At 65.5% G+C, this 22,879-nt stretch carries 18 protein-coding genes; 16 read left to right on the top strand and 2 right to left on the bottom strand.

Going from position 1 to position 22,879, the window contains the following annotated elements:
• Positions 1-153 precede the first annotated feature (153 nt).
• From P9236_RS13400 to xylB, 3 genes are all read left to right on the top strand, one after another.
• A complete protein-coding gene (locus P9236_RS13400) occupies positions 154-777 on the top strand; it encodes a LysE family translocator (RefSeq protein WP_278075103.1) in 624 nt (207 codons plus the stop codon).
• A gap of 110 nt (positions 778-887) precedes the next feature.
• Positions 888-2,213, top strand: a complete 1,326-nt coding sequence (locus P9236_RS13395) for a tetratricopeptide repeat protein (RefSeq protein WP_278075102.1) — start codon at positions 888-890, stop codon at positions 2,211-2,213.
• Between the two features lie 83 nt (positions 2,214-2,296).
• Positions 2,297-3,751: a xylulokinase gene (gene xylB, locus P9236_RS13390; RefSeq protein ID WP_278075101.1), complete on the top strand. Its 1,455-nt coding sequence runs from the start codon at positions 2,297-2,299 to the stop codon at positions 3,749-3,751.
• Positions 3,752-3,948: 197 nt separating this feature from the next.
• Here the strand turns inward: xylB and P9236_RS13385 are convergent, their stop codons facing one another.
• Positions 3,949-4,311 carry a nuclear transport factor 2 family protein gene (locus tag P9236_RS13385; RefSeq protein ID WP_278075100.1) on the bottom strand — a complete coding sequence of 121 codons (363 nt, stop codon included), beginning with the start codon at positions 4,309-4,311 and terminating at the stop codon, positions 3,949-3,951.
• Positions 4,312-4,422: 111 nt separating this feature from the next.
• Here P9236_RS13385 and xylA point away from each other — a divergent pair, with 111 nt between their 5' ends.
• The 4 genes from xylA to P9236_RS13365 all read left to right on the top strand — a co-directional run bounded on the left by xylA (position 4,423) and on the right by P9236_RS13365 (position 7,662).
• Positions 4,423-5,748, top strand: a complete 1,326-nt coding sequence (gene xylA, locus P9236_RS13380; protein WP_278075099.1) for a xylose isomerase — start codon at positions 4,423-4,425, stop codon at positions 5,746-5,748.
• A 183-nt stretch (positions 5,749-5,931) separates the two neighbouring features.
• Entirely contained in the window at positions 5,932-6,135 is a 204-nt protein-coding gene (locus tag P9236_RS13375) for a hypothetical protein (RefSeq protein ID WP_278075098.1), read from the top strand.
• Between the two features lie 90 nt (positions 6,136-6,225).
• Complete coding sequence (locus tag P9236_RS13370) at positions 6,226-6,987, top strand: TIGR01458 family HAD-type hydrolase (protein ID WP_347405186.1); 762 nt, start codon at positions 6,226-6,228, stop codon at positions 6,985-6,987.
• A 216-nt stretch (positions 6,988-7,203) separates the two neighbouring features.
• Positions 7,204-7,662 (top strand): cupin domain-containing protein, encoded by a 459-nt coding sequence (locus tag P9236_RS13365; protein ID WP_278075096.1) that lies wholly within the window; start codon positions 7,204-7,206, stop codon positions 7,660-7,662.
• Positions 7,663-7,684: 22 nt separating this feature from the next.
• Here P9236_RS13365 and P9236_RS13360 read toward each other — a convergent pair whose 3' ends face one another.
• The gene (locus P9236_RS13360; RefSeq protein ID WP_278075095.1) at positions 7,685-8,665 is read right to left on the bottom strand and encodes a GlxA family transcriptional regulator; all 981 of its coding nucleotides are present in this window, start codon (positions 8,663-8,665) and stop codon (positions 7,685-7,687) included.
• Between the two features lie 137 nt (positions 8,666-8,802).
• Here P9236_RS13360 and P9236_RS13355 point away from each other — a divergent pair, with 137 nt between their 5' ends.
• From P9236_RS13355 to P9236_RS13315, 9 genes are all read left to right on the top strand, one after another.
• Positions 8,803-9,720: a 3-keto-5-aminohexanoate cleavage protein gene (locus P9236_RS13355; RefSeq protein WP_278075094.1), complete on the top strand. Its 918-nt coding sequence runs from the start codon at positions 8,803-8,805 to the stop codon at positions 9,718-9,720.
• A gap of 15 nt (positions 9,721-9,735) precedes the next feature.
• A complete protein-coding gene (locus P9236_RS13350) occupies positions 9,736-10,359 on the top strand; it encodes an HD domain-containing protein (RefSeq protein WP_278075093.1) in 624 nt (207 codons plus the stop codon).
• Between the two features lie 2 nt (positions 10,360-10,361).
• Positions 10,362-11,489, top strand: a complete 1,128-nt coding sequence (locus P9236_RS13345) for a carnitine 3-dehydrogenase (protein ID WP_278075092.1) — start codon at positions 10,362-10,364, stop codon at positions 11,487-11,489.
• Positions 11,490-11,493: 4 nt separating this feature from the next.
• Positions 11,494-12,657: an acyl-CoA dehydrogenase gene (locus P9236_RS13340; protein ID WP_278075091.1), complete on the top strand. Its 1,164-nt coding sequence runs from the start codon at positions 11,494-11,496 to the stop codon at positions 12,655-12,657.
• Between the two features lie 64 nt (positions 12,658-12,721).
• Entirely contained in the window at positions 12,722-14,800 is a 2,079-nt protein-coding gene (locus tag P9236_RS13335; RefSeq protein ID WP_278075090.1) for an acetate--CoA ligase family protein, read from the top strand.
• A complete protein-coding gene (locus tag P9236_RS13330; RefSeq protein ID WP_278075089.1) occupies positions 14,793-15,575 on the top strand; it encodes a carnitinyl-CoA dehydratase in 783 nt (260 codons plus the stop codon). The genes P9236_RS13335 and P9236_RS13330 overlap by 8 nt, the downstream gene beginning before the upstream one ends.
• A gap of 214 nt (positions 15,576-15,789) precedes the next feature.
• A complete protein-coding gene (locus tag P9236_RS13325) occupies positions 15,790-16,731 on the top strand; it encodes an alpha/beta hydrolase (RefSeq protein WP_278075088.1) in 942 nt (313 codons plus the stop codon).
• Between the two features lie 371 nt (positions 16,732-17,102).
• Positions 17,103-19,091 carry a hypothetical protein gene (locus P9236_RS13320; protein ID WP_278075087.1) on the top strand — a complete coding sequence of 663 codons (1,989 nt, stop codon included), beginning with the start codon at positions 17,103-17,105 and terminating at the stop codon, positions 19,089-19,091.
• On the top strand, positions 19,088-22,813 hold the full coding sequence (locus P9236_RS13315; protein WP_278075086.1) for a hypothetical protein: 3,726 nt from the start codon (positions 19,088-19,090) through the stop codon (positions 22,811-22,813). The genes P9236_RS13320 and P9236_RS13315 overlap by 4 nt, the downstream gene beginning before the upstream one ends.
• The last annotated feature ends 66 nt before the right edge of the window (positions 22,814-22,879 follow it).

The raw sequence follows: 22,879 nt of genomic DNA, 5'->3' as shown, positions 1-22,879 counted from the left end.
GCGTGAAAGGCGCGAAGCTGGCTTAACCTTAACGTCCCGTCACATCGCCGGAGGACCTTCGGCAGACAGACATCGAAGATTTTCCGCTCACCCTCTTTACAATCGCGACGACCCCAGGATTTATCCTGTTCTTTGCGCTCAAGGAGTACGGAAATGTCCTTCGAAAACTGGGCTGCGTTCGCCGCCGCCTCCACCATCCTTCTGGTCATCCCTGGCCCGACGATCCTGCTCGTCGTCTCCTATGCGCTGGGCCAGGGCTGGCGCACTGCGCTGCCGATGGCGGTCGGCGTCGCGCTCGGCGACTTCACCGCCATGACGCTGTCGATGCTCGGCATCGGCGCGCTGCTTGCGGCCTCGGCCACCGTGTTCACGGTGCTCAAGGTTATCGGCGCCGGATATCTGATCTATCTCGGCATCAAGCTGTTCCGCGCCGGCGGCGCGCTGAAGGCCGAGCCGCGCACCGACGCGGTGTCGGCGGCAAGGATGATGGCGCATGCCTGGCTGGTGACGGCGCTTAACCCGAAGAGCATCACCTTCTTCGTCGCCTTCCTGCCGCAGTTCCTCGACCGGCATGCCGATTTCTGGACGCAGATGCTGATCTTCGAAACGACCTTCCTGGCGCTCGCTTTCACCAACGCCCTGGGCTACGCCCTGGTCGCCTCGCGGGCACGCGCCATCGTGCGCAATCCGAAGGCGATCCGCATCTTCAACCGCACCGGCGGAACGTTGCTGGTCGGCGCCGGCATCGCCACGGTGGCGATGCGCTCGGGGGATTGAGGGCAGGCCCGGCGGCGCCTCTCGATGGGGCGCTGCCGTCTCGGTTGGCGGATCAGCCTATGATGCTCTAGGATCGGATACCGATCAGCAGATCATCGAAGGACAACTCAATGGCGCCGAAGGACGCATTCGGCCTGGCTTATTCAGGCGCGACCGAAGCCGGGGTTTCGTCCTACGCTAGAGCCGTCCATGAACTGCAATGCTTCATCGGCGACCCGGCCGGCTCGATTGATCGCGCAATCGCCGACGATCCCGGCTTCGTGATGGCGCATGTATTCAAGGGCTACCTGTTCGGGCTGGCCACCGAGCGGGAGGCCATGGCGGTCGCGCGATCCTGCCATGCGGCGGCGCTGCCGCTTGCCGGCACCAAGCACGAGCAGGCGCATGTCGCGGCGCTTGGCCATCTCGCGGCGGGCCGCTGGCACGACGCCGCCCGCGTTCTGGAGGATGTCGCGATCGACAATCCGCTGGACGCACTGGCGCTGCAGGTGGGACACCAGATCGACTTCTTCACCGGCAATGCGCGCATGCTGCGTGACCGCATCGGCCGGGCGCTGCCAGCCTGGCGGAAGGGCATGCCGGGCTACCATGCCATCCTCGGCATGCAGGCCTTCGGACTGGAGGAAATGGGCGACTATGCCCGCGCCGAAAGTTTTGGTCGGCAGGCGATCGACATCGAGCCGCGCGACGGCTGGGCGCAGCACGCGGTCGCGCATGTCATGGAAATGCAGAGCCGGCAACAGGACGGCATCGCCTGGATGCGCGCCAACCCCGATGCGTGGTCGAACGACAGCTTTCTGAAAATCCACAATTGGTGGCACCTGGCGCTGTTCCACTACGACCTCGGCGAGACGGACGCGGTTCTGACGCTTTATGACGGGCCAATCTACGGCGACCGCTCGACGCTGGCGCTGAACATGGTCGATGCTTCGGCGATCCTGTGGCGGCTCCATCTCGGCGGCGTCGATGTCGGCGACCGCTGGGCTGCGCTGGCCGCCAACTGGATGCCGAAAGCCGCCGCCGGCAATTATGCCTTCAACGACGCGCATGCGATGATGGCCTTTGTTGGGGCCGGACTGGACGCGCCGGCGCTGACCTTGCTCGAAGCGCAGCGCGAGGCGATGCGCAGAAATGACGACAACGCCGCCTTCACGCGCGACGTCGGCCACCCGCTGACGCTTGCCATCAAGGCGTTCGGCGAGGGCAACTATGGCGAAGCCGCGCGCCTGATCCGGCCGATCCGGTCGATCGCGCACCGGTTCGGTGGCAGCCATGCGCAGCGCGACGTGATCGACCTGACGCTGATCGAGGCCGCGCTGCGTGCCGGCGACGGCGCGCTGGCCCGGGGGCTCGCCGCCGAGCGCCGGCTGGCGCGACCGGACAGTCCGTTGTCGGCGCTGTTTTCTCAACGCGCGGCCGATTTGTCAGAGAATTGACCCGAGGCGGATCTTGACATAAGAACTGGCCAAGCCAGATTTTTTCGAGATCCGAAAAAATTAATGGCAGTGGGGAGGACATCATGTATCTCGGCCTCGACCTGGGCACCTCGGGCGTCAAGGCGCTGCTGATCGACGATCGCCAGAAGGTCATCGGTTCCGGCCATGGTTCGCTGGACGTCTCGCGGCCGCATCCCGGCTGGTCGGAGCAGGACCCGGTGCACTGGATCGAGGCCTGCGAGGCGGCGATCGCCGAGCTCAAGGCTTCCAATCCAACCGAGCTTGCCGCGGTCAAGGGCATCGGTCTCTCCGGCCAGATGCATGGCGCAACCCTTCTCGACGCCTCGGACACGGTGCTGCGCCCCTGCATCCTGTGGAACGACACACGCAGCCATGTCGAGGCTGCCTCGCTCGACGCCGATCCGCGCTTTCGCAAGCTCACCGGCAACATCGTCTTTCCAGGCTTCACGGCGCCGAAACTCGCCTGGGTGAAGAACAACGAACCGGCAATCTTCGCCAGGGTTGCCAAGGTGCTGTTACCCAAGGACTTCTTGAGGCTCTGGCTGACCGGCGAGCATATCTCCGAAATGTCGGATTCGGCCGGCACCTCCTGGCTCGATGTCGGCAAGCGCCGCTGGTCTTCCGAATTGCTCGCCGCGACGTCGCTCGACGAGAAACACATGCCGTCGCTTGTCGAAGGCACCGCGAAGGCCGGCGCGTTGCGCAGCGAACTCGCCTCTAAATGGGGCATTGCCTCAGGCATTCCGGTTGCCGGCGGCGCCGGCGACAATGCGGCCTCGGCCTGCGGCATGGGCACGGTCGGCGCCGGTCACGCTTTCGTCTCGCTCGGCACGTCGGGCGTGCTGTTCGCGGCGAACGCCTCCTACCTGCCCAATCCGGAAAGCGCGGTGCACACATTCTGCCATGCGCTGCCAAACACCTGGCACCAGATGGGCGTCATCCTGTCGGCCACCGATTCGCTCAACTGGCTGTCGGAGATCACCGGAAAGAGCGCCGGCGACCTGACCGGCGAGCTCGGCGACAAGCTCAAGGCGCCGACGGGCGTTTCCTTCCTGCCCTATCTCTCCGGCGAGCGGACGCCGCACAATGATTCCGTTATCCGCGGATCATTTACGGGCCTCGCGCATCAATCGAGCCGGGCCGCGCTGACGCAGGCCGTGCTCGAAGGCGTGGCGTTTGCCTTCCGCGACAGTCTCGAAGCGCTGAAGACGGCCGGCACGACCCTGACCCGGGTGACCGCGATCGGCGGCGGCTCGCGCTCGCGCTACTGGCTGAAGGCGATCGCCACGGCCCTGCAGGTGCCGGTCGACATCCCGGCCGATGGCGATTTCGGCGCCGCTTTCGGCGCGGCGCGGCTCGGCCTGATTGCCGCGACGGATGCTGATCCAATTGTCGTCTGCACCGCGCCGGCGACCGATGCCACGATCGAACCGGATGCCAGCCTCGACGGTGCCTTCGCGGACGCCTATCAGCGTTATCGCGCGCTCTACCCGGCGATAAGGGCGGCAACCGCGTGAGCGGGCGCGAGGCACCCCCCTCTGGCCTGCCGGGCATCTCCCCCTCAAGGGGGGAGATTGGCAGCTCGGGCGCCTCGCTCACTATTGCAGCGTTGGAGATTGGCGAAATCCTAGATGACAGCCAATCTCCCCCCTTGAGGGGGAGATGCCCGGCAGGCCAGAGGGGGGTGCCTCGCGCCTCCCCTCCCCGGTTGGCTTCACTGGGCCGGCACCTTGTCGAGGAAGCCAGTGACGCTCTTCAGGCGGCCGTTCTCGATGACGCCGATGTCGGTGCCTTCGATGACGGACTCAGCGCCCTTCGGCCCGAGGTTCCACGAGAAGCGGATGCGGTCGGCGAACCCGTCCGGCTCACCTTTCAGCGAGAAACGAAAGCCGGCAAAGCGCTGCTGGACGCCATCGATCAGCGCGGCGATGCCATCACGGCCATCGCCCTGCATGACCGGGTCGCGGTAGCTGACGTCGCTGGTGAAGGCAGCCTCCAGCAAAGCCTTGCGGCGCGTCGCGTCGCTCTCGTTCCAGGCGGTGATGTAGTTGCGGGCGATCGTGTTGAGGTCGGCCATTGTCTTCATCCTTGGTTGGATCGTTTCGACATGACCCTTTTCGCCCCGCGAAAGAGCGAAACCAATTACGCCTGAGGTAATCGGGCGAAGCATTCGGAGAGGAAGGAAACCATGAGCAGCGGATTTTTCGGCGACATCAAGAAGATCAAGTATGAGGGGCCGGATTCGACCAATCCGCTGGCCTACCGGTACTACAACCCGGACGAGGTCGTGGCCGGCAAGCGGCTGGAAGATCATCTGCGCTTCGCCGTCGCCTACTGGCATTCCTTCGCCTGGCAGGGCGGCGACCCCTTCGGCGGCCAGACTTTCGATCGCCCCTGGTTCGCCAAGCCCGGCGGCATCGACACGATGGAGCTGGCGAAGCTGAAGGCCGACGTCGCCTTCGAGATGTTCTCGCTGCTCGGCGCGCCCTATTTCTGTTTCCACGACGCCGACGTGCGCCCGGAAGGCAAGGATTTCTCCGAAAGCGCTGCGCGCCTCGACGAGATCGCCGATTACTTTGCCGACAAGATGAAGAAGACCGGCGTCAAGCTGCTCTGGGGCACGGCGAACCTTTTCTCGCATCGCCGCTTCATGGCGGGCGCGGCCACCAATCCCGATCCGGACGTGTTCGCCTATGCGGCGGCGACGGTGAAGAAGTGCATCGACGTGACCAAGAAGCTGAAGGGCGAGAACTATGTGCTGTGGGGCGGACGCGAGGGCTATGAGACGCTGCTCAACACCGACCTCGCCCGCGAGCAAGAACAGGCCGGCCGCTTCCTCAACCTCGTCGTCGACTACAAGCACAAGATCGGTTTCAAAGGCACGATCCTGATCGAGCCGAAGCCGCAGGAGCCGACCAAGCATCAGTACGATTACGATGTCGCCACCGTCTATGGCTTCCTGAAACGCTTCGGGCTGGAGAAGGAGGTCAAGCTCAACATCGAGCAGGGCCACGCCATCCTCGCCGGCCATTCCTTCGAGCATGAGCTGGCTTTGGCCAACGCGCTCGGCGTCTTTGGCTCGATCGACATGAACCGCAACGACTACCAGTCCGGCTGGGACACCGACCAGTTCCCCAACAACGTGCCGGAAATGGCCTTGGCCTATTACCAGATCCTGCAGGGCGGCGGCTTCAAGACCGGCGGCACCAATTTCGACGCCAAGCTCAGGCGCCAGTCGCTCGACCCGGAGGATCTCTTGATCGGCCATATCGGCGGCATGGATTCTTGCGCGCGCGGCCTCAAGGCTGCAGCCAAAATGATCGAGGACGAGGCGCTGTCCGCACCGCTCGCCGAGCGCTATGCCGGCTGGAACACCGCCGAGGGCAAGGCGATGCTTGCCGGCAAGCGCACGCTGGAAGAGATCGCTGAGCGGGTGGTGAAGAAGAAGATCGAGCCGCAGCCGCGCTCCGGCCGGCAGGAACTGCTGGAAAACATCGTCAACAGATACGTGTGACGTTTCGGAGGGCCGCCTCGCGAGGCGGCCCAGCCCCGAAATCTTATCCGCGCCGGGCGAAACTTCACGACAAGGTCTTGCCCCACGCCGCCTCTCAATCGCCCCGCTCTTGCCTTCAAACAGCCGTCACGGACTTTCTATATTGTGGGGACGTGGCGGGAAGGAAAGAAGGAGGCGAAACGTATGCAGCACGAACGCGAAATCGACGCCCTGCTCTCTCCCAGCGAGGCTGGCTCGATCATCGATCGGCTGATGGCGCTGCCGCATTCGAAGGACGGCGCCCGCAAGACAAACGAATGGGATCGCGCGGTCGCCGCGCGGCTCGAAACGGCGCTGGCCAAGAGCATGCGCTCGCGCATTGTCCGCGAAGGCCGCGACGCAGCCTGATTCTTCGGTGACTGATTCTTCAGCGGCCTGATTCTTCCGCAGTTTGACGAACGGAGACTGTTTCTCCATCCTGCATCGATGATACGCGCGGTGCTGCTCGATCTCCTGGGTGTCGTCTATGATGGCGACTCCCCGATAACAGGCGCTGTCGCGGCCATCGAGCGTCTGCGCGACGCTCACTTGCCGCTCCGTTTCGTCAGCAACACGACACGCTCGCCCCGCAGCGCGATCATCGCTCAGCTTGCGGCCATGGGCGTCGAGGTAGCCGACGAAGAATTGCTGACGCCGGCCCGCGCCGCGGTCGAATGGCTGCGCAAGCATGGCCGCCAGCCGCATCTGCTCGTCCATCCCGACCTCGAGGTCGAGTTTTCCGGGCTGAAGGGCGGGAGCGGGCGCGCTGTCGTCATCGGCGATGCCGGCGAGGCCTTCGACCATGCCAGCCTCAACCGGGCTTTCCGCGAGTTGGTCGCCGGCGCCGATTTTCTTGCGCTCGCCATCAACCGCACCTTCAGGGATGCCGACGGCCTGCTCAGCCTCGACACCGGCGCCTTCGTCGCGGCGCTGGAATTCGCCAGCGGGCGAAGCCCTGTCGTGCTCGGCAAGCCGTCACCGGATTTCTTCCATTCGGCGCTCGCAGATCTCAACTGCCCGGTGGCCGATGCGGTTATGGTCGGCGACGATGCCGAAAGCGATGTTGCCGGCGCGCTCAGCGCCGGGCTTGGCGCGGCGCTGCTCGTGCGGACGGGCAAGTTCCGCCCAGGCGATGAAACGCGCTTCGATCCAGCACCGACGGCGCTGGTAGACGATCTCACCGCTGCAGCCGAGTGGATACTTAAAGGCGCGCCGGGCTGAAACGGATCCGCTCGGCGCGCTTTGAGTTTCGTTTGATGGGTGCTGTGGCCTGATGGACCGGCGGTTGATTCCCGTTCAGGGTTCCCCAGCGGGCTCGCGGGGAGCGAATCTGCGCAATCGGCTTTCCTTTTTCCGCTATGTCCGGCGAGCGCGCCCTCCGCGCTCGCATCGGCGGCGGCATGGGAACCGCCACAATAGTCGAAAGGAAGTGAGATCATGCCGAAGATCAACGTCACCGCTCTGCCGTTCGTCGCGCGCGGCGGTTACCCGCCGCCGTACGACAAGCTGGTCGCAGGTCGTTCGCGCAAGCGTCTCGGCGATGAAGCCGGCCTGACCCAGTTCGGCGTCAACCTGGCGAAGCTCGCACCCGGCGCCTACTCATCGCTGCGCCATTGGCACGAGAATCAGGACGAGTTTGTCTTTGTCATGGAAGGGGAACTGACGCTGGTGGAGGACGAAGGCGAGACCGTGCTGCGGCCGGGCGACGCGGCCGGCTTCAAGGCGGGCGTCGCCAACGGCCACCATTTGGTCAACCGCTCCGGCAACGACGCTATCTATCTTGAAGTGGGAACGCGCACACAGCGGGAACGCGCGCACTTTTCCGAGGTCGATCTTGTCGCCGTTGCCGACGAGACCGGCGTCCACTACAGCCGTAAGGACGGAGCGCGCTTGTGAACGCATTCACGCTGGAATTGCCCTAGCCGCGCCGCAGCCTGACCGGCGCCTCACCAAATGCCTTGGAAAATGCCCTGGAAAATGCCGCGGCGGAAGAGAAGCCGGTACGCCCGGCAATGTCGGCCATCGCAATGCGGGTGTCGACCACAAGCCGCCTGGCCGCGCCGAGGCGCAGCCGCAGATAATAGGCGCCGGGCGTCTCGCCGATCGACTTGCGAAAGATGCTTTCCAGAGTCCGCGCCGTCACGCCGGCGCGCTTCGCCACCGCATCGATGGTCAGCGGCTGGTCGACATGCGCCTCCATCAGGCGGATCGCCTGCGCCAGGCGCGGATCGTAGCCGTCGAGCCGGCCGAGCGAGACCAGCGGCTGCGCGTCGGTCGCTGCGCGCGCCTGGTCGTAGATGAATACGCTCGCCACATCGAGCGCGGCGGCCATGCCGAGCCGGGTGCGGACGAGATGCAGCATAAGGTCGAAGGTCGGCGAGGCGCCGCCCGAGGTGAAGACCGGACCGTCGATGACATAGCGGTCCGGCCGCACGTCGACCCCGGGAAAGGCGGCGGAGAAATCCTCCATGTCCTCCCAGTGCGTGGTGGCGCTGCGGCCCTCGAGCAGCCCGGCGCGCGCCACCAGCCAGGTGCCGGCCTCGACGCCGCCGCAGGCGCGGGCCGCACGCGCCGCCCTCCGCAAACCGGCAAGCAGCGCCGATGTCGCGTAGTTCTGCGTGCCGAAGCCGGCGACGACGACCAGCATGTCGGTCGGCTCGGCCGCGTCGAAGCGGCCGCTGACCGCGACCGGCAGGCCGCAGGTGGTGACCGGCGCCTCGCCGGTGACCGAGACGAGCTTGAAATCGAACAATGTCTCGCCGAAGATGCGGTTGGCGGCGCGCAGCGGGTCGACCGCCGAGGCCACGCACATGATGGACGATCCCGAGAACACCAGGAACGTCACCTTGAGCGTTTCGCGTTCGGAGCGAAATATCGTCGGCTTTTCGCTTTTGATCATGAGAACTTCGTAAAACGCAAAACAGTTTCCGGCAAGTCGGTCATTCTTGATCGGCTTCGGCGCATCTCGTCATTGCAAAGCCGGTTTCCGGTTTTTCGCTCGACATGGATGGCTGATCGAATTTGGGAGGAAAGACGATGCCGCTCGCGATGAATCGTGAGGTCTTCATTACCTGTGCCGTGACCGGCTCCGGCAGCACGCAGGACCGCAGCCCGAATGTGCCGCGCTCTCCCAAGCAGATCGCCGATTCGGCGATCGAGGCCGCCAAGGCGGGTGCCGCGATCGTCCATTGCCATGTCCGCGACCCGGAGACCGGGAAGCCCAGGCGCGACGTGCATCTCTACCGCGAAGTCACCGAGCGCATCCGCGAGGCCAATGTGGACGTGGTGCTGAACCTCACCGCCGGCATGGGCGGCGACATGGTGTTCGGCTCGCCGGAAGCGCCGCTGCCGCTCAACGAGAAAGGCACCGACATGGGCGGCGCCACCAACCGCATGGAGCATGTACGCCAGTGCCTGCCGGAGATCTGCACGCTGGATTGCGGCACGATGAACTTCGCCGAGGCCGACTATGTCATGACCAACACGCCCGGCATGCTGCGTGCCATGGGCGGCATGATGACGGCGCTGGGCGTCAAGCCGGAGATCGAGGCCTTCGACACCGGGCATCTGTGGTTCGCCAAGCAGCTGGTCGAGGAACAGGTATTGAAGCCCGACGCGCTGGTGCAGCTTTGCATGGGCGTGCCGTGGGGCGCGCCGGACGACCTCAACACCTTCATGGCGATGGTCAACAACGTGCCTTCGAGCTGGAACTGGTCGGCCTTCTCGATCGGCCGCAACCAGATGGCCTATGTCGCGGCCGCGGTGCTCGCCGGCGGCAATGTCCGCGTCGGCCTGGAGGACAATCTCTGGCTCGACAAGGGCGTGCTGGCAACCAACGCGCAGCTGGTCGAGCGCGCGGTGAGCATCGTGACCAATCTCGGCGCACGCGTGCTCGGGCCGGAGGAAGTGCGCAAGAAGCTCAACCTTACCAAGCGGGCGCCGATCGCGGCATAAGAGCGGGAGCTGACCATGGCCACCGTCAAATTCACCGCGATGAAGGACGGCGACAGGCAGGACTACGAATTCCTGGCCGCCCATGAGATCAATTATGCCGCCAAGACCGGCGACCGGCTGCTCGATGCTCTTGTGCAGCTCGACGAGGGCCTCTCGGGCTACAAGATCACCCGGCTCGGCCACTCATTGCAGGCGGCAACGCGCGCCTGGCGCGACGGCGCCGACATCGACTGGATCGTCTCGGCACTGCTGCACGACATCGGCGACATCTATGCGCCTTACAATCACGACGAATATGCCGCGACGATCCTGAAACCTTTCGTACGCGAGCAATGCACCTGGGTGGTGGAGAAGCACGGCGACTTCCAGCGCCTTTATTACGCGCATCATCTCGGCGGCAACCGGCACGCCCGTGACCGCTTTGCCGGCCACCTCTATTTCGACGATTGCGACCAGTTCTGCGAGCGCTGGGACCAGTCGAGCTTCGATCCCGACTACGACACGCTGCCGGTCGAGTTCTTCCGGCCCTTCGTGCTCGAGGTCTTCGCGCGCAAGGCCTACGACCCGGCGGTGATCCGCGCCGGCGAGCGCGTGCCGCTTACCGATCCCGAAACAGCCAAGACGAGAACCGGAGCCTGAGCATGAGCATCATCAACAAGGCGGCAGCCATCGGCGGCGGCGTCATCGGCGCCGGATGGGTGGCGCGGCTGCTGCTCAATGGCATCGATGTGTCGATCTTCGATCCCGATCCGGAGGCATCGCGCAAGGTCACAGAGGTGATGAAAGGCGCGCGGCGCGCCTACAAGCAGATGCTGCCCGGCGGCCTGCCCAAGGAAGGCAAGCTCACCTTCGCCAAGACCATCGCAGAGGCGGTTGCCGATGCCGATTTCATCCAGGAAAGCGTGCCGGAACGGCTCGACCTCAAGCACAAGGTGCTGGCCGAGATCGACCAGCATGCGCCGGCCAACGCCATCGTCGGCTCGTCCACCTCCGGCATCAAGCCGACCGACATGCAGGTGGCGATGAAGAAGCATCCGGAGCGGCTGGTGGTCGGCCATCCGTTCAATCCGGTCTATCTGTTGCCGCTGGTCGAGATCGTCGGCGGTCAGCAGACGTTCCCGGAGGCGATCGAAGTCGCCAAGGAACTCTACGCGTCGATCGGCATGAAACCGGTGGTGGTGCGCAAGGAGATCGAGGCCTTCGTCGGCGACCGCCTGCTCGAGGCCGCCTGGCGCGAGGCGCTGTGGCTGGTCAAGGACGGCATCTGCACCGTCGAGGAACTCGACGACATCATGCGCTATTCCTTCGGCCTGCGCTGGGCGCAGATGGGCATGTTCCAGGTCTATCGCGTCGCCGGCGGCGAGGCCGGCATGCGCCACTTCATGGCGCAGTTCGGCCCCTGCCTGAAATGGCCGTGGACCAAGCTGATGGACGTGCCGGAATTCAACGACGAGCTGGTCGACCTCATCGCCACGCAGTCGGACGAGCAGGCGAATGGGCTGTCGATCCGCGAACTGGAAAAGATCCGCGACGACAATCTGGTCGCGATCATGGAGGCGCTGTCGAAGCAGAACAAAGGCAAGGGCTGGGGCGCCGGCGCGCTGCACAAGGATTATACGAAGCGGCTCGCCAAGCTGGCGGCGAAGCCGGCCGCCAAGGCGGTGGACAAGGCAAAAGCCGCCAAGCCGGCGAAGAAGGCGGCGAAGCCGGCAAAGGCTGAAAAGCCGGCCAAAGCCGACAAGCAGAAGAAGAACAAGAAGAAGGGCTGAGGCGATGCATTTCGGTCTTTCGGAAGAACAGAAGCTCATCGTCGAGACGACGCGGGCCTTCGTCGAGAACGAGCTTTACCCGCATGAGCGCGAGGTGGAGCGCACCGGCGTGCTGCGCCGCGAGCTGATCGACGAGTTGAAGGCCAAGGCGATCGCGGCCGGGCTCTACGCCGCCAACATGCCGGCCGATGTCGGCGGCGCCGGCCTCGATACGGTGAGCTGGCTGCTCTACGAAAAGGAGCTCGGCCGCGCCAACTACGCGCTGCACTGGACCTGCGTGGCGCGGCCGTCCAACATCCTGCTCGCCGGCACGCCGGAGCAGCGCGAAAAGTATCTCTTTCCCTGCATCCGCGGCGAGAAATGGGACTGCCTGGCGATGACCGAGCCCGGCGCCGGCTCCGACCTGCGCGGCATGAAGGCAACCGCCGTGCAGGACGGCTCGGACTGGGTGCTCAACGGCACCAAGCACTTCATCAGCCATGCCGACATCGCCGACTTCGCGATTTGTTTCATGGCCTCGGGCGAGGAGGATTCGCCGCGCGGCAAGCGCAAGAAAATCACCGCCTTCTTCGTCGACAAGGGCACCAAGGGTTTCACAGTGCGCGACGGCTATCGCAACGTTTCGCATCGCGGCTACACCAACTCGATCCTCGAATTCGACGATTGCCGGCTGCCGGCGAGCCAGATCCTCGGCGAAGTGCACAAGGGCTTCGAGGTGGCGAACTCGTGGCTCGGCGCCACGCGCCTGCAGGTCGGCGCCACCTGCCTCGGCCGCGCCGAGCGCGCGCTTTCGCATGCCATCGAATACGCCGCCCAGCGCCAGCAGTTCGGCCAGCAGATCGGCAAATTCCAGGGTGTGTCGTTCAAGCTCGCCGACATGGCGACGGAACTGAAGGCCGCCGATCTGATGGTGTTCGAAGCCGGCTGGAAGTACGATCAGGGTACCGTCACCGATCAGGACATGGCGATGGCCAAGCTGAAGGCCACCGAAATGCTGGCTTTCGTTGCCGACGAAGCAATTCAGATCCATGGCGGCATGGGGCTGATGGACGACCTGCCGCTGGAGCGCATCTGGCGCGACGCGCGCGTCGAACGCATCTGGGAAGGCACGTCGGAGATTCAGCGACATATTATTTCGCGGGCGTTGCTACGTCCGTTCGGTGCTTAGAGCATAACCTTCCAAAGCCGGGACCCGGTTTTGGGAAAGATCGTGCTCAAACGAAAAGATGACCATGCATAAACTCGAACGTCTCCTGCGCCCGAAATCGATCGCCGTGTTCGGCGGGGCGCAGGCCGCCGCCGTCGTGGCGCAGTCGATCAAGATGGGCTTTGCCGGCGAGATCTGGCCGGTGCACCCGACCAAGGACGAGGTCGCCGGCCGCAAGGCCTACCGCTCCGTCGCCGACCTGCCCGGTGCGCCTGACGCCGCCTTTGTCGGCGTCAACCGCCATCTCACCATCGAAGTGGTCAAGGCGCTGGCCGAGCGTGGCGCCGGCGGCGCCGTCTGCTTCGCCGCCGGCTTCCTGGAGACCGAGGCCTATGACGAGGACGGCGAGCGGCTGCAGGCCGAGCTCGTTGCCGCCGCAGGCCAGATGCCGATCATCGGCCCGAACTGCTACGGCCTGATCAACTATGCCGACGGCGCGCTGCTCTGGCCCGATCAGCATGGCGGCATCAGGCTGCCGGAAGGCGGCAAGGGCGTCGCCATCATCACGCAGTCGTCCAACATCGCCATCAACATGACGATGCAGAAACGCGGCCTGCCGATCGCCTTCCTGATGACAGCCGGCAACCAGGCGCAGACCGGCCTCTCGGAAATGGCGCTTGGCCTGATCGAGGACGAGCGCGTCACCTCGCTCGGCCTGCATATCGAGGCTTTCGATTCGGTCGCCGGCTTCGAGCGGCTGGCGGCGAGAGCGCGCGAGCTGAAGAAGCCGGTCATTGCCATGAAGGTCGGCCGCTCCGAACAGGCCAGGCAGGCGACGGTGTCGCACACTGCTTCGCTCGCCGGTTCCGACGCCGCCTCCGGCGCCTTCCTGAAGCGTCTCGGCATCGCGCGCGTCGATTCCATTCCGGCCTTCATCGAAGCGCTGAAGCTCTTGCACATCACCGGACCATTGCCCGGCTACAGACTGTCGTCGATGAGCTGCTCTGGCGGCGAAGCGTCGGTGATGGCCGACAGCGCGGAAGGGCGCTGGGTGCATTTCCCGACGCTGACCGCCGAGCATCGCGCCCATGTCAAATCGACGCTCGGACCGCTGGTCGCCGTCGCCAATCCGCTCGACTATCACACCTTCATCTGGAACAACGAACCGGCGATGACGGCCACCTTCACCGCCATGGTGTCGGGCGGCTTCGACCTCAACATGCTGGTGCTCGACTTCCCGCGGCCCGACCGCTGCTCCGACACCGACTGGTGGGCGACGCTGCGCGCCTTCGAGGCGGCGCTGAAGACCAACAGGGCGCAAGGCGCGATAGTCTCCTCATTGCCGGAGAACCTCCCGGAGGAATACACCGCCGGGCTGATGGCGCGCGGCATGGTGCCCTTGTTCGGCATTTCCGAGGCGATGGACGCCGCGCAGGCCGCAGCCTTCATCGGCTGGGCGTGGCGCGAGCCACAGGCGCAGCCGGTCGATACCACGGCGGCCGGCGCGACCGATAGCAAGCATATCACCCCCGACGAGGCCGAAGCCAAAGCACGCCTGATCGAGGCCGGCCTGCCGGTGCCGAAGGGCGAGCGCGCTTCCAACGCGGTCGAGGCCGTGATCTCGTCAATGGCGCTCGGCTTCCCGGTGGCGCTGAAGGCGCTGGGGGTGACCCACAAATCGGAACTCGGCGCGGTGCGGCTCAACCTCAAGGACGCGGAATCCGTCAGCAATGCCGCACATGACCTCCTGCCGCTCGGCACGGGGCTCTATGCCGAACGCATGGTGCGCGACGGCGTCGCCGAGCTGATCGTCGGTTTCACCCGCGACCCGATGTTCGGCGCCGTCATGACGCTCGGCACCGGCGGCGTGCTGGTCGAGCTTTTGCGCGACAGCGTGACCCTGATGCTGCCGGCGACGCGCGACGACATCGAGGCAGCATTGCGGGGGCTCAAGCTCTATCCCCTGCTCGAAGGCTATCGCGGTCGACCCAAGGCCGATGTCCAGGCCGCGATCGACGCCATCGCCGGCATTGCCGACTTCGTGCAGAAGAATGAAGGCGAGATCGAAGAGCTCGACATCAATCCGCTGATCGTCTGCGCCGAAGGCAAGGGCGCCTGGATCGCCGATGCGCTATTGGTGCTTGGAGAAAAGAAGAATGGCTGACGTTATCACCACCCGCCGCGAAGGCACTATCCTCGAAGTGACGCTCGACCGGCCGAAGGCCAATGCCATCGACCTCAAGACGTCGCGGTTGATGGGCGGGACGTTCAAGGCGTTCCGCGACGATCCCAGCTTGCGCGTCGCCATCGTCAAGACGGCCGGCGACAAGTTCTTCAGCGCCGGCTGGGACCTGAAGGCGGCCGCCGCCGGCGACGCGGTCGACGGCGACTATGGTGTCGGCGGCTTTGCCGGGCTGCAGGAACTGCGCGACCTGAACAAACCGGTGATCGCCTGCGTCAACGGCATGGCGGTGGGCGGCGGCTTCGAGCTGGCGCTGTCCTGCGACCTGATCTACGCGTCGGACCACTCCTCCTTCGCGTTGCCCGAGATCCGCGCCGGCACCCTGGCCGACGCAGCCACCATCAAGCTGCCGAAGCGCATCCCCTATCATATCGCCATGGACCTTTTGTTCACCGGCCGCTGGATGGATGTGGCGGAAGCGCACCGCTGGGGCCTGGTCAACGAGGTGCTGCCCAAGGAGAAGCTCGAGGACCGCGTCTGGGAGATCGCGCGGCTTTTGGCCAGCGGTCCGCCGCTGGTCTTCGCCGCGATCAAGGAGACGGCGCGCGTGGCCGAGGCGCTGACCTTCCAGGATGCGATGAACAAGGTGACTCGCAGGCAGTTGCCGACGGTCGATACCCTCTACGGCTCGGAAGACAACATGGAAGGCTTCCGGGCGTTCGCGGAAAAGCGCGACCCGGTGTGGAAGGGGCGATAACGTCGGAGATGACGGCGCGAGGCACCCCCCTCTGCCCTGCCGGGCATCTCCCCCGCAAGGGGGGAGATTGGCAGCTTCTGTGCCGGCGCTCTTCCTGCGACGTCGACTATTGGCGAAAGCCATCGCGACATCCGATCTCCCCCCTTGCGGGGGAGATGGCCGGCAGGCCAGAGGGGGGTGCCCAGGCTCGACCTCCAAAGTCGGTCCAAATACTATGACCGACTACAGAAAACTCATCGACGCCGAGACCTGGGCCTTCATCGAGAAGACCAATTCCTATTACCCGCCGGACACGATCGACTATACGATCGCCGAGCAGCGGGCGATCTACGATAGGATGTGTCGGGAGTTCTTCGCCGGCTACCCGCATGGCGTGACGGCGGAAACCACTGAGATCACCACGCCGACCAACAACGTCCCGATCCGCATCTATCGCAATGCGGAACCGGACAAGGCCGCGATGGTGCTCTACGTCCATGGCGGCGGCTTCATTCTCGGTGGTTTGGACAGCCATGACGATGTCTGCGCCGAACTCTGCGCCCGCACCGGCTACGAGGTGGTCTCGGCCGATTACCGGCTGGCGCCGGAGCATCTGCATCCGGCCGCCTTCGATGATGTGCTCAGCGCCTTCGAATGGGCCGCGAAGACCTACGATTGCCCGGTCGTGCTCTGCGGCGACAGCGCCGGCGGCAATCTCTGCGCCGCCATTGCCCACGCGACGCGCGGGCATGTAAAGAAGCCGGTCGGCCAGGTGCTGATCTATCCCAGCCTCGGCGGCGACCACTTTAGGGGATCCTATCTCACGCATGCAGAGGCGCCGATGCTGAGCGCACGAGATATCGAATTCTACAAGCATATCCGCACCGGCGGCGTCGACCGGACCGGCGACATCACGCTGTATCCGCTCGCCGACGCCAATTTCGCCTACCTGCCTCCGACCGTGCTGATCACCGCGCAATGCGACCCACTGTCGTCCGACGGCGAGGCTTATCGCGACCGCGTCGTCGCGGCGGGCGGCCATGCCTACTGGTTCGAGGAGCCGGGGCTGGTGCACGGCTATCTCCGGGCCCGCCACACGGTCGGCCGGGCACGCGCCAGCTTCACGCGTATCGTCGAGGCGGTGTCCATGCTCGGCAAGGGCGACTGGATCTGGTGACTTTCCCGAGCGGCGAGGACGGACCTTCCGCCTCGCCCCATTCCTCGCGTTGAACCTTTCCGCCTCGGGCCGCGACTGACGGCCAGGCACACCGCGATCGTGCGGACTGGAAAGGAACCCCAATGACCAGAAACCCAGAGACTCGGCGGTCTCCGGGAACAACAGCAGCCAAGCGTGACCATCGCTTTAAGGAGCGGGTCGATACGCTCGGCTTCCGGCTGCTTCCGTTGACCCTGCCGGGGAGCCGGCGTATCGTGACCAAGCGGAAAACACACAATTCTATCAGGGACGAACGAGCCGGAACGCTGCGACTTGCCTTGACTCGCGCGGTGAAAATCGGGGGTTCTTCCGACGACTTCGGGGGGAGCTCAATGTCTTGCGACCGCGGCTCGTTCGTGGCTTCTCGCGCCGGCGGTTTGCGCCGCGCCATAATGGCGACCAGCGGAATCCTGGCGCTGGCTCTGTCTGCCAGCCTCTGGCCAAGCAGCGCGGCGAAGGCCCAGGAAACGCAGATCATCTATCCCGGCTCGATGGCGGTGACCGGCTTTCCCGGCACCGTCATTCCAGATTTCGACTCCTCCGATTCGGGAAAAGGGGGCCTGCCGCCCGGCTCCGACCCGGTCGACGAAACCTTCATCGATACCTCTCAAGCCTCGTTGCGGATTTTCAATGTCTCGCGGCTCGGCGGCCCGGCTTCCGGCCAACTCGTCTACACGCCGCCGCCTTTCGAGGTGACGGCGGGCCAGGTCGGCGAGGTGTTCGGCCTCACCTATGACGACGGCGTGCGCGATGGCGTGCCATCGGGCATCCCCAATCTCTATGCCGCGGCGACCTCGCTGCACGGCATCGAGATCGTCACGCCGGACGCCGACGACGACGGCCGCCCCGAGCGGCAGCGCCGCGGCACCGCGGGCGCAGTCTTCATGGACGGCCAGTTCGGCGCAGAAAACGGCGGTGGACCGGGCACGATCTGGAAGATCGACGGCATTTCGGGCGCAGTATCGAAATTCGCCGACATCGACACCAATAGCGGGCCTGGCATCGGCAACCTCGTCTTCGACCCGACCCATCGCGAGTTCTTCGCTTCGGATCTCGACACCGGCCTGATCCATCGCATCGACGTCGACGGCAATCTGATCGACACGTTCGACCATGGCGTTGGCGGGCGTCCGGCGCATGGGCTGGCCCCGGTCGCCGACGACGGCGCAGTAATGGACATCCAGGCCGCCGCCTTCGATAGCGAAGACCCCGAGACCTGGGGTTATACGCAGGATGCGCGCCGCGTCTGGGCTGTCGCCTATCACGGCGGCCGGCTTTACTATTCCGTCGGCGAGAAAGCCGAAATCTGGTCGGTCGGCATTGCGGGCGACGGAAGCTTTGCCGGCGATCCGCGCTGGGAGCTGACGGTCAAGGCCGACAAGGACTACGCCGTCACCGACATCGCCTTCGACAACAAGGGCTTCATGTATCTCGCCCAGCGCGGCCCGGTGGAAAACCGCTATGACTACGGCCGCTTCGCCGATTCCGGCAAAGGCGAGGTCATCCGCTATCGGCGCGAGGATCCGGACGATCCGGCGACGGAATCGGTCTGGGTGGAAGTGCCGCAGGAATATGCGATCGGCTTCCCGCAGGCCAATCGCCAGTCGGCCGGGGGCGTCGACCTGCAATACCGCTACGATGCCGAAGGCAATCTCGACACCTCGGTTTGCACCGACACGGTCGTCAACACCGGCGACAAACTGCGCGACAATCCCGAGCTTGCCGAGCGGCTCGCCGCCGGCGGGCCGCTCGCCGTGCATGGCGTGCAGTTCACCCCGAGCGCCTTGGTCAAGCCGGCTAACGTGCCGCCCTTCGGCTCATGGTTCGTCGACTTCGACGGCTATTTCGAAGATCCCGACGTCCAGGGCCATGTCGGCGACGTCAGGGTCTGGCGCCCCTGCGAGGGCCGCGCCGGCTACTACGAGGAAATCCCGGGCGGCTACCTGCCCCCATTCTATCCGCCGGCGTCCCTACCGCCCGGCAACCTGCCGCCATGCCTCGATGTCGCGGACGTGCAGTATTTCTGCACACCACGCGGCCTCCAGGCGGATCTCTATCTCCATGACCATGCCGGCTTAGGCGGCGATTCGATCAAGGCTCAGTCCAAAACGCCCGGCGTCGCGGTGACCTCACCCATGTCGCACGCTCCGGGCAAGCCCTACACGATCGACATCACCGGCCATAATCCGGGCGAGACCGTCAATGTCGGGCTCTGCTTCTACCGGAAGTCCGACCAGGACAAGGGCGGCTACTACCCTTGCTGCAAGATGACGCTGCCGCTCAGAACCCCGGACGTCAGTTGCGAAGGGAGGGACAAATGAACAGTCCCGTCCTTTCCCGCCTTGCTTCGCGCAAAACCCTCATGGAGACGATCTTGAAACCCCTGTCATACGCCAGGCGCGGCGCGCGCTGGCTGATGGCGGCCGGTGTCGCCGTCGCCATGATGCCGGCATTGCCGGCGCTCGCCCAAGACAAGACTCCTGCCGCCACTCCAGAACCCGCCCCTGCACAGCAGGGCATCAATCCGGAGCTTGGGCGGATCGTGCCGTTCTTCACCAAGAGAGGCGGCCAGAGAGGCTGCGATTCCGTCGAATATGTCCTGAGCTTCGGCATCCACGGTGATCCGCAGGACTTCGACCGACCAAGCGTGGCGGCCCTGCTGAAAGCGACGCGGCTCGACTTCAAGGACCAGCTTCCGCACGGCTTGCAGATCGTCAGCGTCGATGTCGACGGCGACGGCACCAGCGCCTCCGGCGGACCGCTGCCCGCTGCTGCGATCGGCACATCGGCCGACCCGAACGATACGGCGAGTGTTACCAACTTCCGGATCAGCGCTTCCAACCTCGACGGCGCCGGCGCCGCGAATGAACGCGTCATCACCTTCCGGATCACGGCCAAGATAGACCACGCCGCCTTTCCCGCGCCGGCGACGGCCGACAACCAGGGCCTGATTGAAGTGGCCTTCAGGGGTGGTCCGGCAACCACGATCCCGTCGCAGGATCCGGACAAGCCCGACGACGGTGATTTCCTCACCGGCGTCAAGACCTCGATCAAGATCGACCTGACCAAGTGCAACCCGCCGCCTCCGGCCAAGGAATGCTTCAAGGTCGAGCGCGGCACGGTCGACTGCGTGCCCGGCGGCGGCGCCTTCATCTACCACATGCCGGTCGGTCCGGAGATGGGCGGTAAATGGGTGCAGGTATCGACGACGACACCCGGCATAACCATCGTTCCCGACACGCAGCAGGTGCCTGCCGGCGGCGGCGTGCTGAACTGGAAGATCATCGGCGCTTCGCCGGGCGAGGCCATCCATCTCGTCGTCACCGGCATCGACGCCTATGCCGGGCCGAAGGAAGGCTGGGGACTGTGCTGCGCGCAGGAGATCGACATCGTCATTCCGCGCGATCTCAAGTGCCCGCCTGAAAAGCAGCCCGACCTCAAGGTGGAGAAGTGGGCAGGGGTGCCGCGTTGCACGATGGCCGGCGGCTGCGACTTCACCATCACGGTCACCAATGTCGGCGATGGGCCCTACAACGGCAAGATCGTGCTCGACGAGGTGACGTTGCCGGCCGGTTCGATGCTGTCCTCGGGACCGAACCCGCCCTGGCTCTGTGCGCCTGGAACGACGCCGATGACCTGCACACACCCGGTTACGACACTCAATCCCGGCGCCTCCGTCGTCCTCAAGCTCGGCTTCAAGCCTGTCGGCGGCTGGCAGGGCAGCGTGCTGCGCAACTGCGTCGCCTATGACTACCAGGCCAGCGGCAAGCCGCTGTTCGGCAGCCAGCAGAACGACCGCGGCTGCGCCTCGATCCCGATCTGCCGCCGCGGCGATCGCGACCCGCAGTGCCAGCCTCCGGTCGAGAAGAAGGTCGACCTGATCCTGAAGAAGCGCGCCCGCATCCCGGTCTGCACGCCGGACGGGATCTGCACCTTCGTGATCGACGTCATAAACAACGGCACCAGCACCTATAAAGGGCCGCTGACGGTGATCGACACCTATCCAGGCGGCGCGCCGACCTCATCGACCTTCGGGCCGAGCCCGCCCTGGACCTGCGGCCCGAACGGCCCCGGCCAGTTCCGCTGCGACAATGCCGGTATTTCCCTACCTCCCGGCGCCTCGACGCCGATCGTGGTCAAGGCGGTGATGCCGGCAAACTACCGGCCGGACATGCTCGAAAACTGCGCCGAGGTGAAGGCCATTCCCGGCGAAGCCGACCTCGCCAACAACAAGGCTTGCGCGAGCGAGCGTATCCGCCATCCTAGTGGCGGCCAGCCCGGCCTGCGCATCACCAAGACGTGCGACAGCTCGCTTGCCGGTGCGGCTTCGGTTTCCTGCCGCATCACCGTCAGCAACGCCGGCACGGCCGCTCCCACCGGTCCGGTGCGGGTCGACGATGTCGCCACGCGGGTGTCGGGCGGCGCGCCGGTCGCTATCCAGACCATCCTCCCGGACGGCGCGGAGTGGAACTGCGGGCCGGTGCCCGCCAACACGCTGTCGTGCCAGCTTTCCGGCGCCGTCATGACGCCCGGAACCAGCCGGCACTTCGACGTGACGGTGAGCGGCAATGGCGAATTCGAGAACTGCGCGCGCGGCACCTATGGGCCGCGGCCGGGTGACGACATCGTCTATCCGATCGGCCAGGCCTGCGCCAAGGGCGGCGGTACCTCGACGCTGCGTGTCGAGAAGACCGGCGACAGCGAATGCCAGCCGGGCCAACCCTGCTCGTTCGAGATCACCATCACGAACGACGGGCCGAACGCCTTCTCCGGCCCGGTTCGCATTGGCGATGCGATCGGCCTGGACGGCATCGGCCGCCTGGAAGGTGTCCAGATTACCTCTGTCGACCCGCCCTTCGGCTGCTCGCCGGAGCCGGCGACGCTGCCGGCATCCTGCATCGCCAACCTGACGCTCGGCGCTGGCGAAAGCCACACGCACCATGTCACCGTGGTGCTTCCCGACGATGCGCGGCTTGCCAATCTGCAGGGCACGGTCAGCGGACAGAACTGCGTCGGCGTGCTGTCGCCGAACACGCCGGTGCAAGGCGGCGACAACATGCTGTCGCCTGCCCCAACCAACGGGCAGGTCGACAGCGGCAGGGCCTATGCCTGCCACCCCTTCACCATCAAGCGTGAGGTGAAGAACCAGTGCTCGAACGGCATGGTGCTGAACGCGTCCGGCCGCTGCGCCTGCCCGGACGGCACGACCTTCCGCAACGGCCAGTGCAGTTCCGGCGGCGGCAAGCTGCAGCCGCTGCCGGTGCCGCCGCGCTGCGTCCTGCTCAAGGGCCAGATCCGCACCGAGGACGGGCGCTGCGTCTGCCCGCGCGGCACGGAGCTCGAAAACGGCAAGTGCATGCAAAGCGAGCAGCCGCAGGAGCCGCAATGCACGCTGCGTCCCGGCCAGTATCGCGACCAGGACGGCAATTGCGTGTGCCGGCGCGGCGAGCTGGTGAACGGCGTCTGCCAGGTCATCCCGCCGAAATGCACGATCCGCGGTGCCGTGCCGACGGCGAACGGCTGCGCCTGCCCCGACGGCACGCATCTCGACCGGGCAGCCAAGGCCTGTGTGCCCGACCGGCAGCCGCCCAGCCAATGCGGCATCCGCGGCCAGGTACGCAATGCCGACGGCGACTGCGTCTGCCCGAAGGGGACGGAGGTGCGGGGCAAGGTCTGTGCGCCGGTCAGGAAGCTGCAGGCATGCTCCATCCGCGGCCAGATCCTCAACAAGCGCGGCGCCTGTGTATGCCCGCGTGGCACCGAGGTGATAGAAGGCAGGTGCGGCACGTTCGAAGACGCCGAATGCGCACCGGGCTCGCAGATGATCGACGGCATTTGCCAGCCGATCATCAGGCGGCGCTGCCCGGTCGGGACGACCGGACGGTATCCGGACTGCTTCCCGATCCGCAGGCGGCCGGGCGTGGAGATCGGTCCGGACCTGCTGCTCAATCCGAACATCCTGCAGCAGCTGGTTCCGCAGCGCCAGCCGAGGCGGGTGCTGCAGGACCCGGCAGGCGCAAACATCCAGAATTTCAAGCCGTAACTTCCGATGCTGAAGACAAAGACCCGCCGGAGCAATCCGGCGGGTCCTTCTTTCCCGCGCCGGGGC

It is taken from the genome of Mesorhizobium sp. WSM4884, assembly GCF_029625675.1.
Lineage (GTDB): Bacteria > Pseudomonadota > Alphaproteobacteria > Rhizobiales > Rhizobiaceae > Mesorhizobium.
The sequence above is the reverse complement of the archived record's forward strand: the minus strand, read 5'-3'. Positions and strand labels throughout refer to the sequence as shown.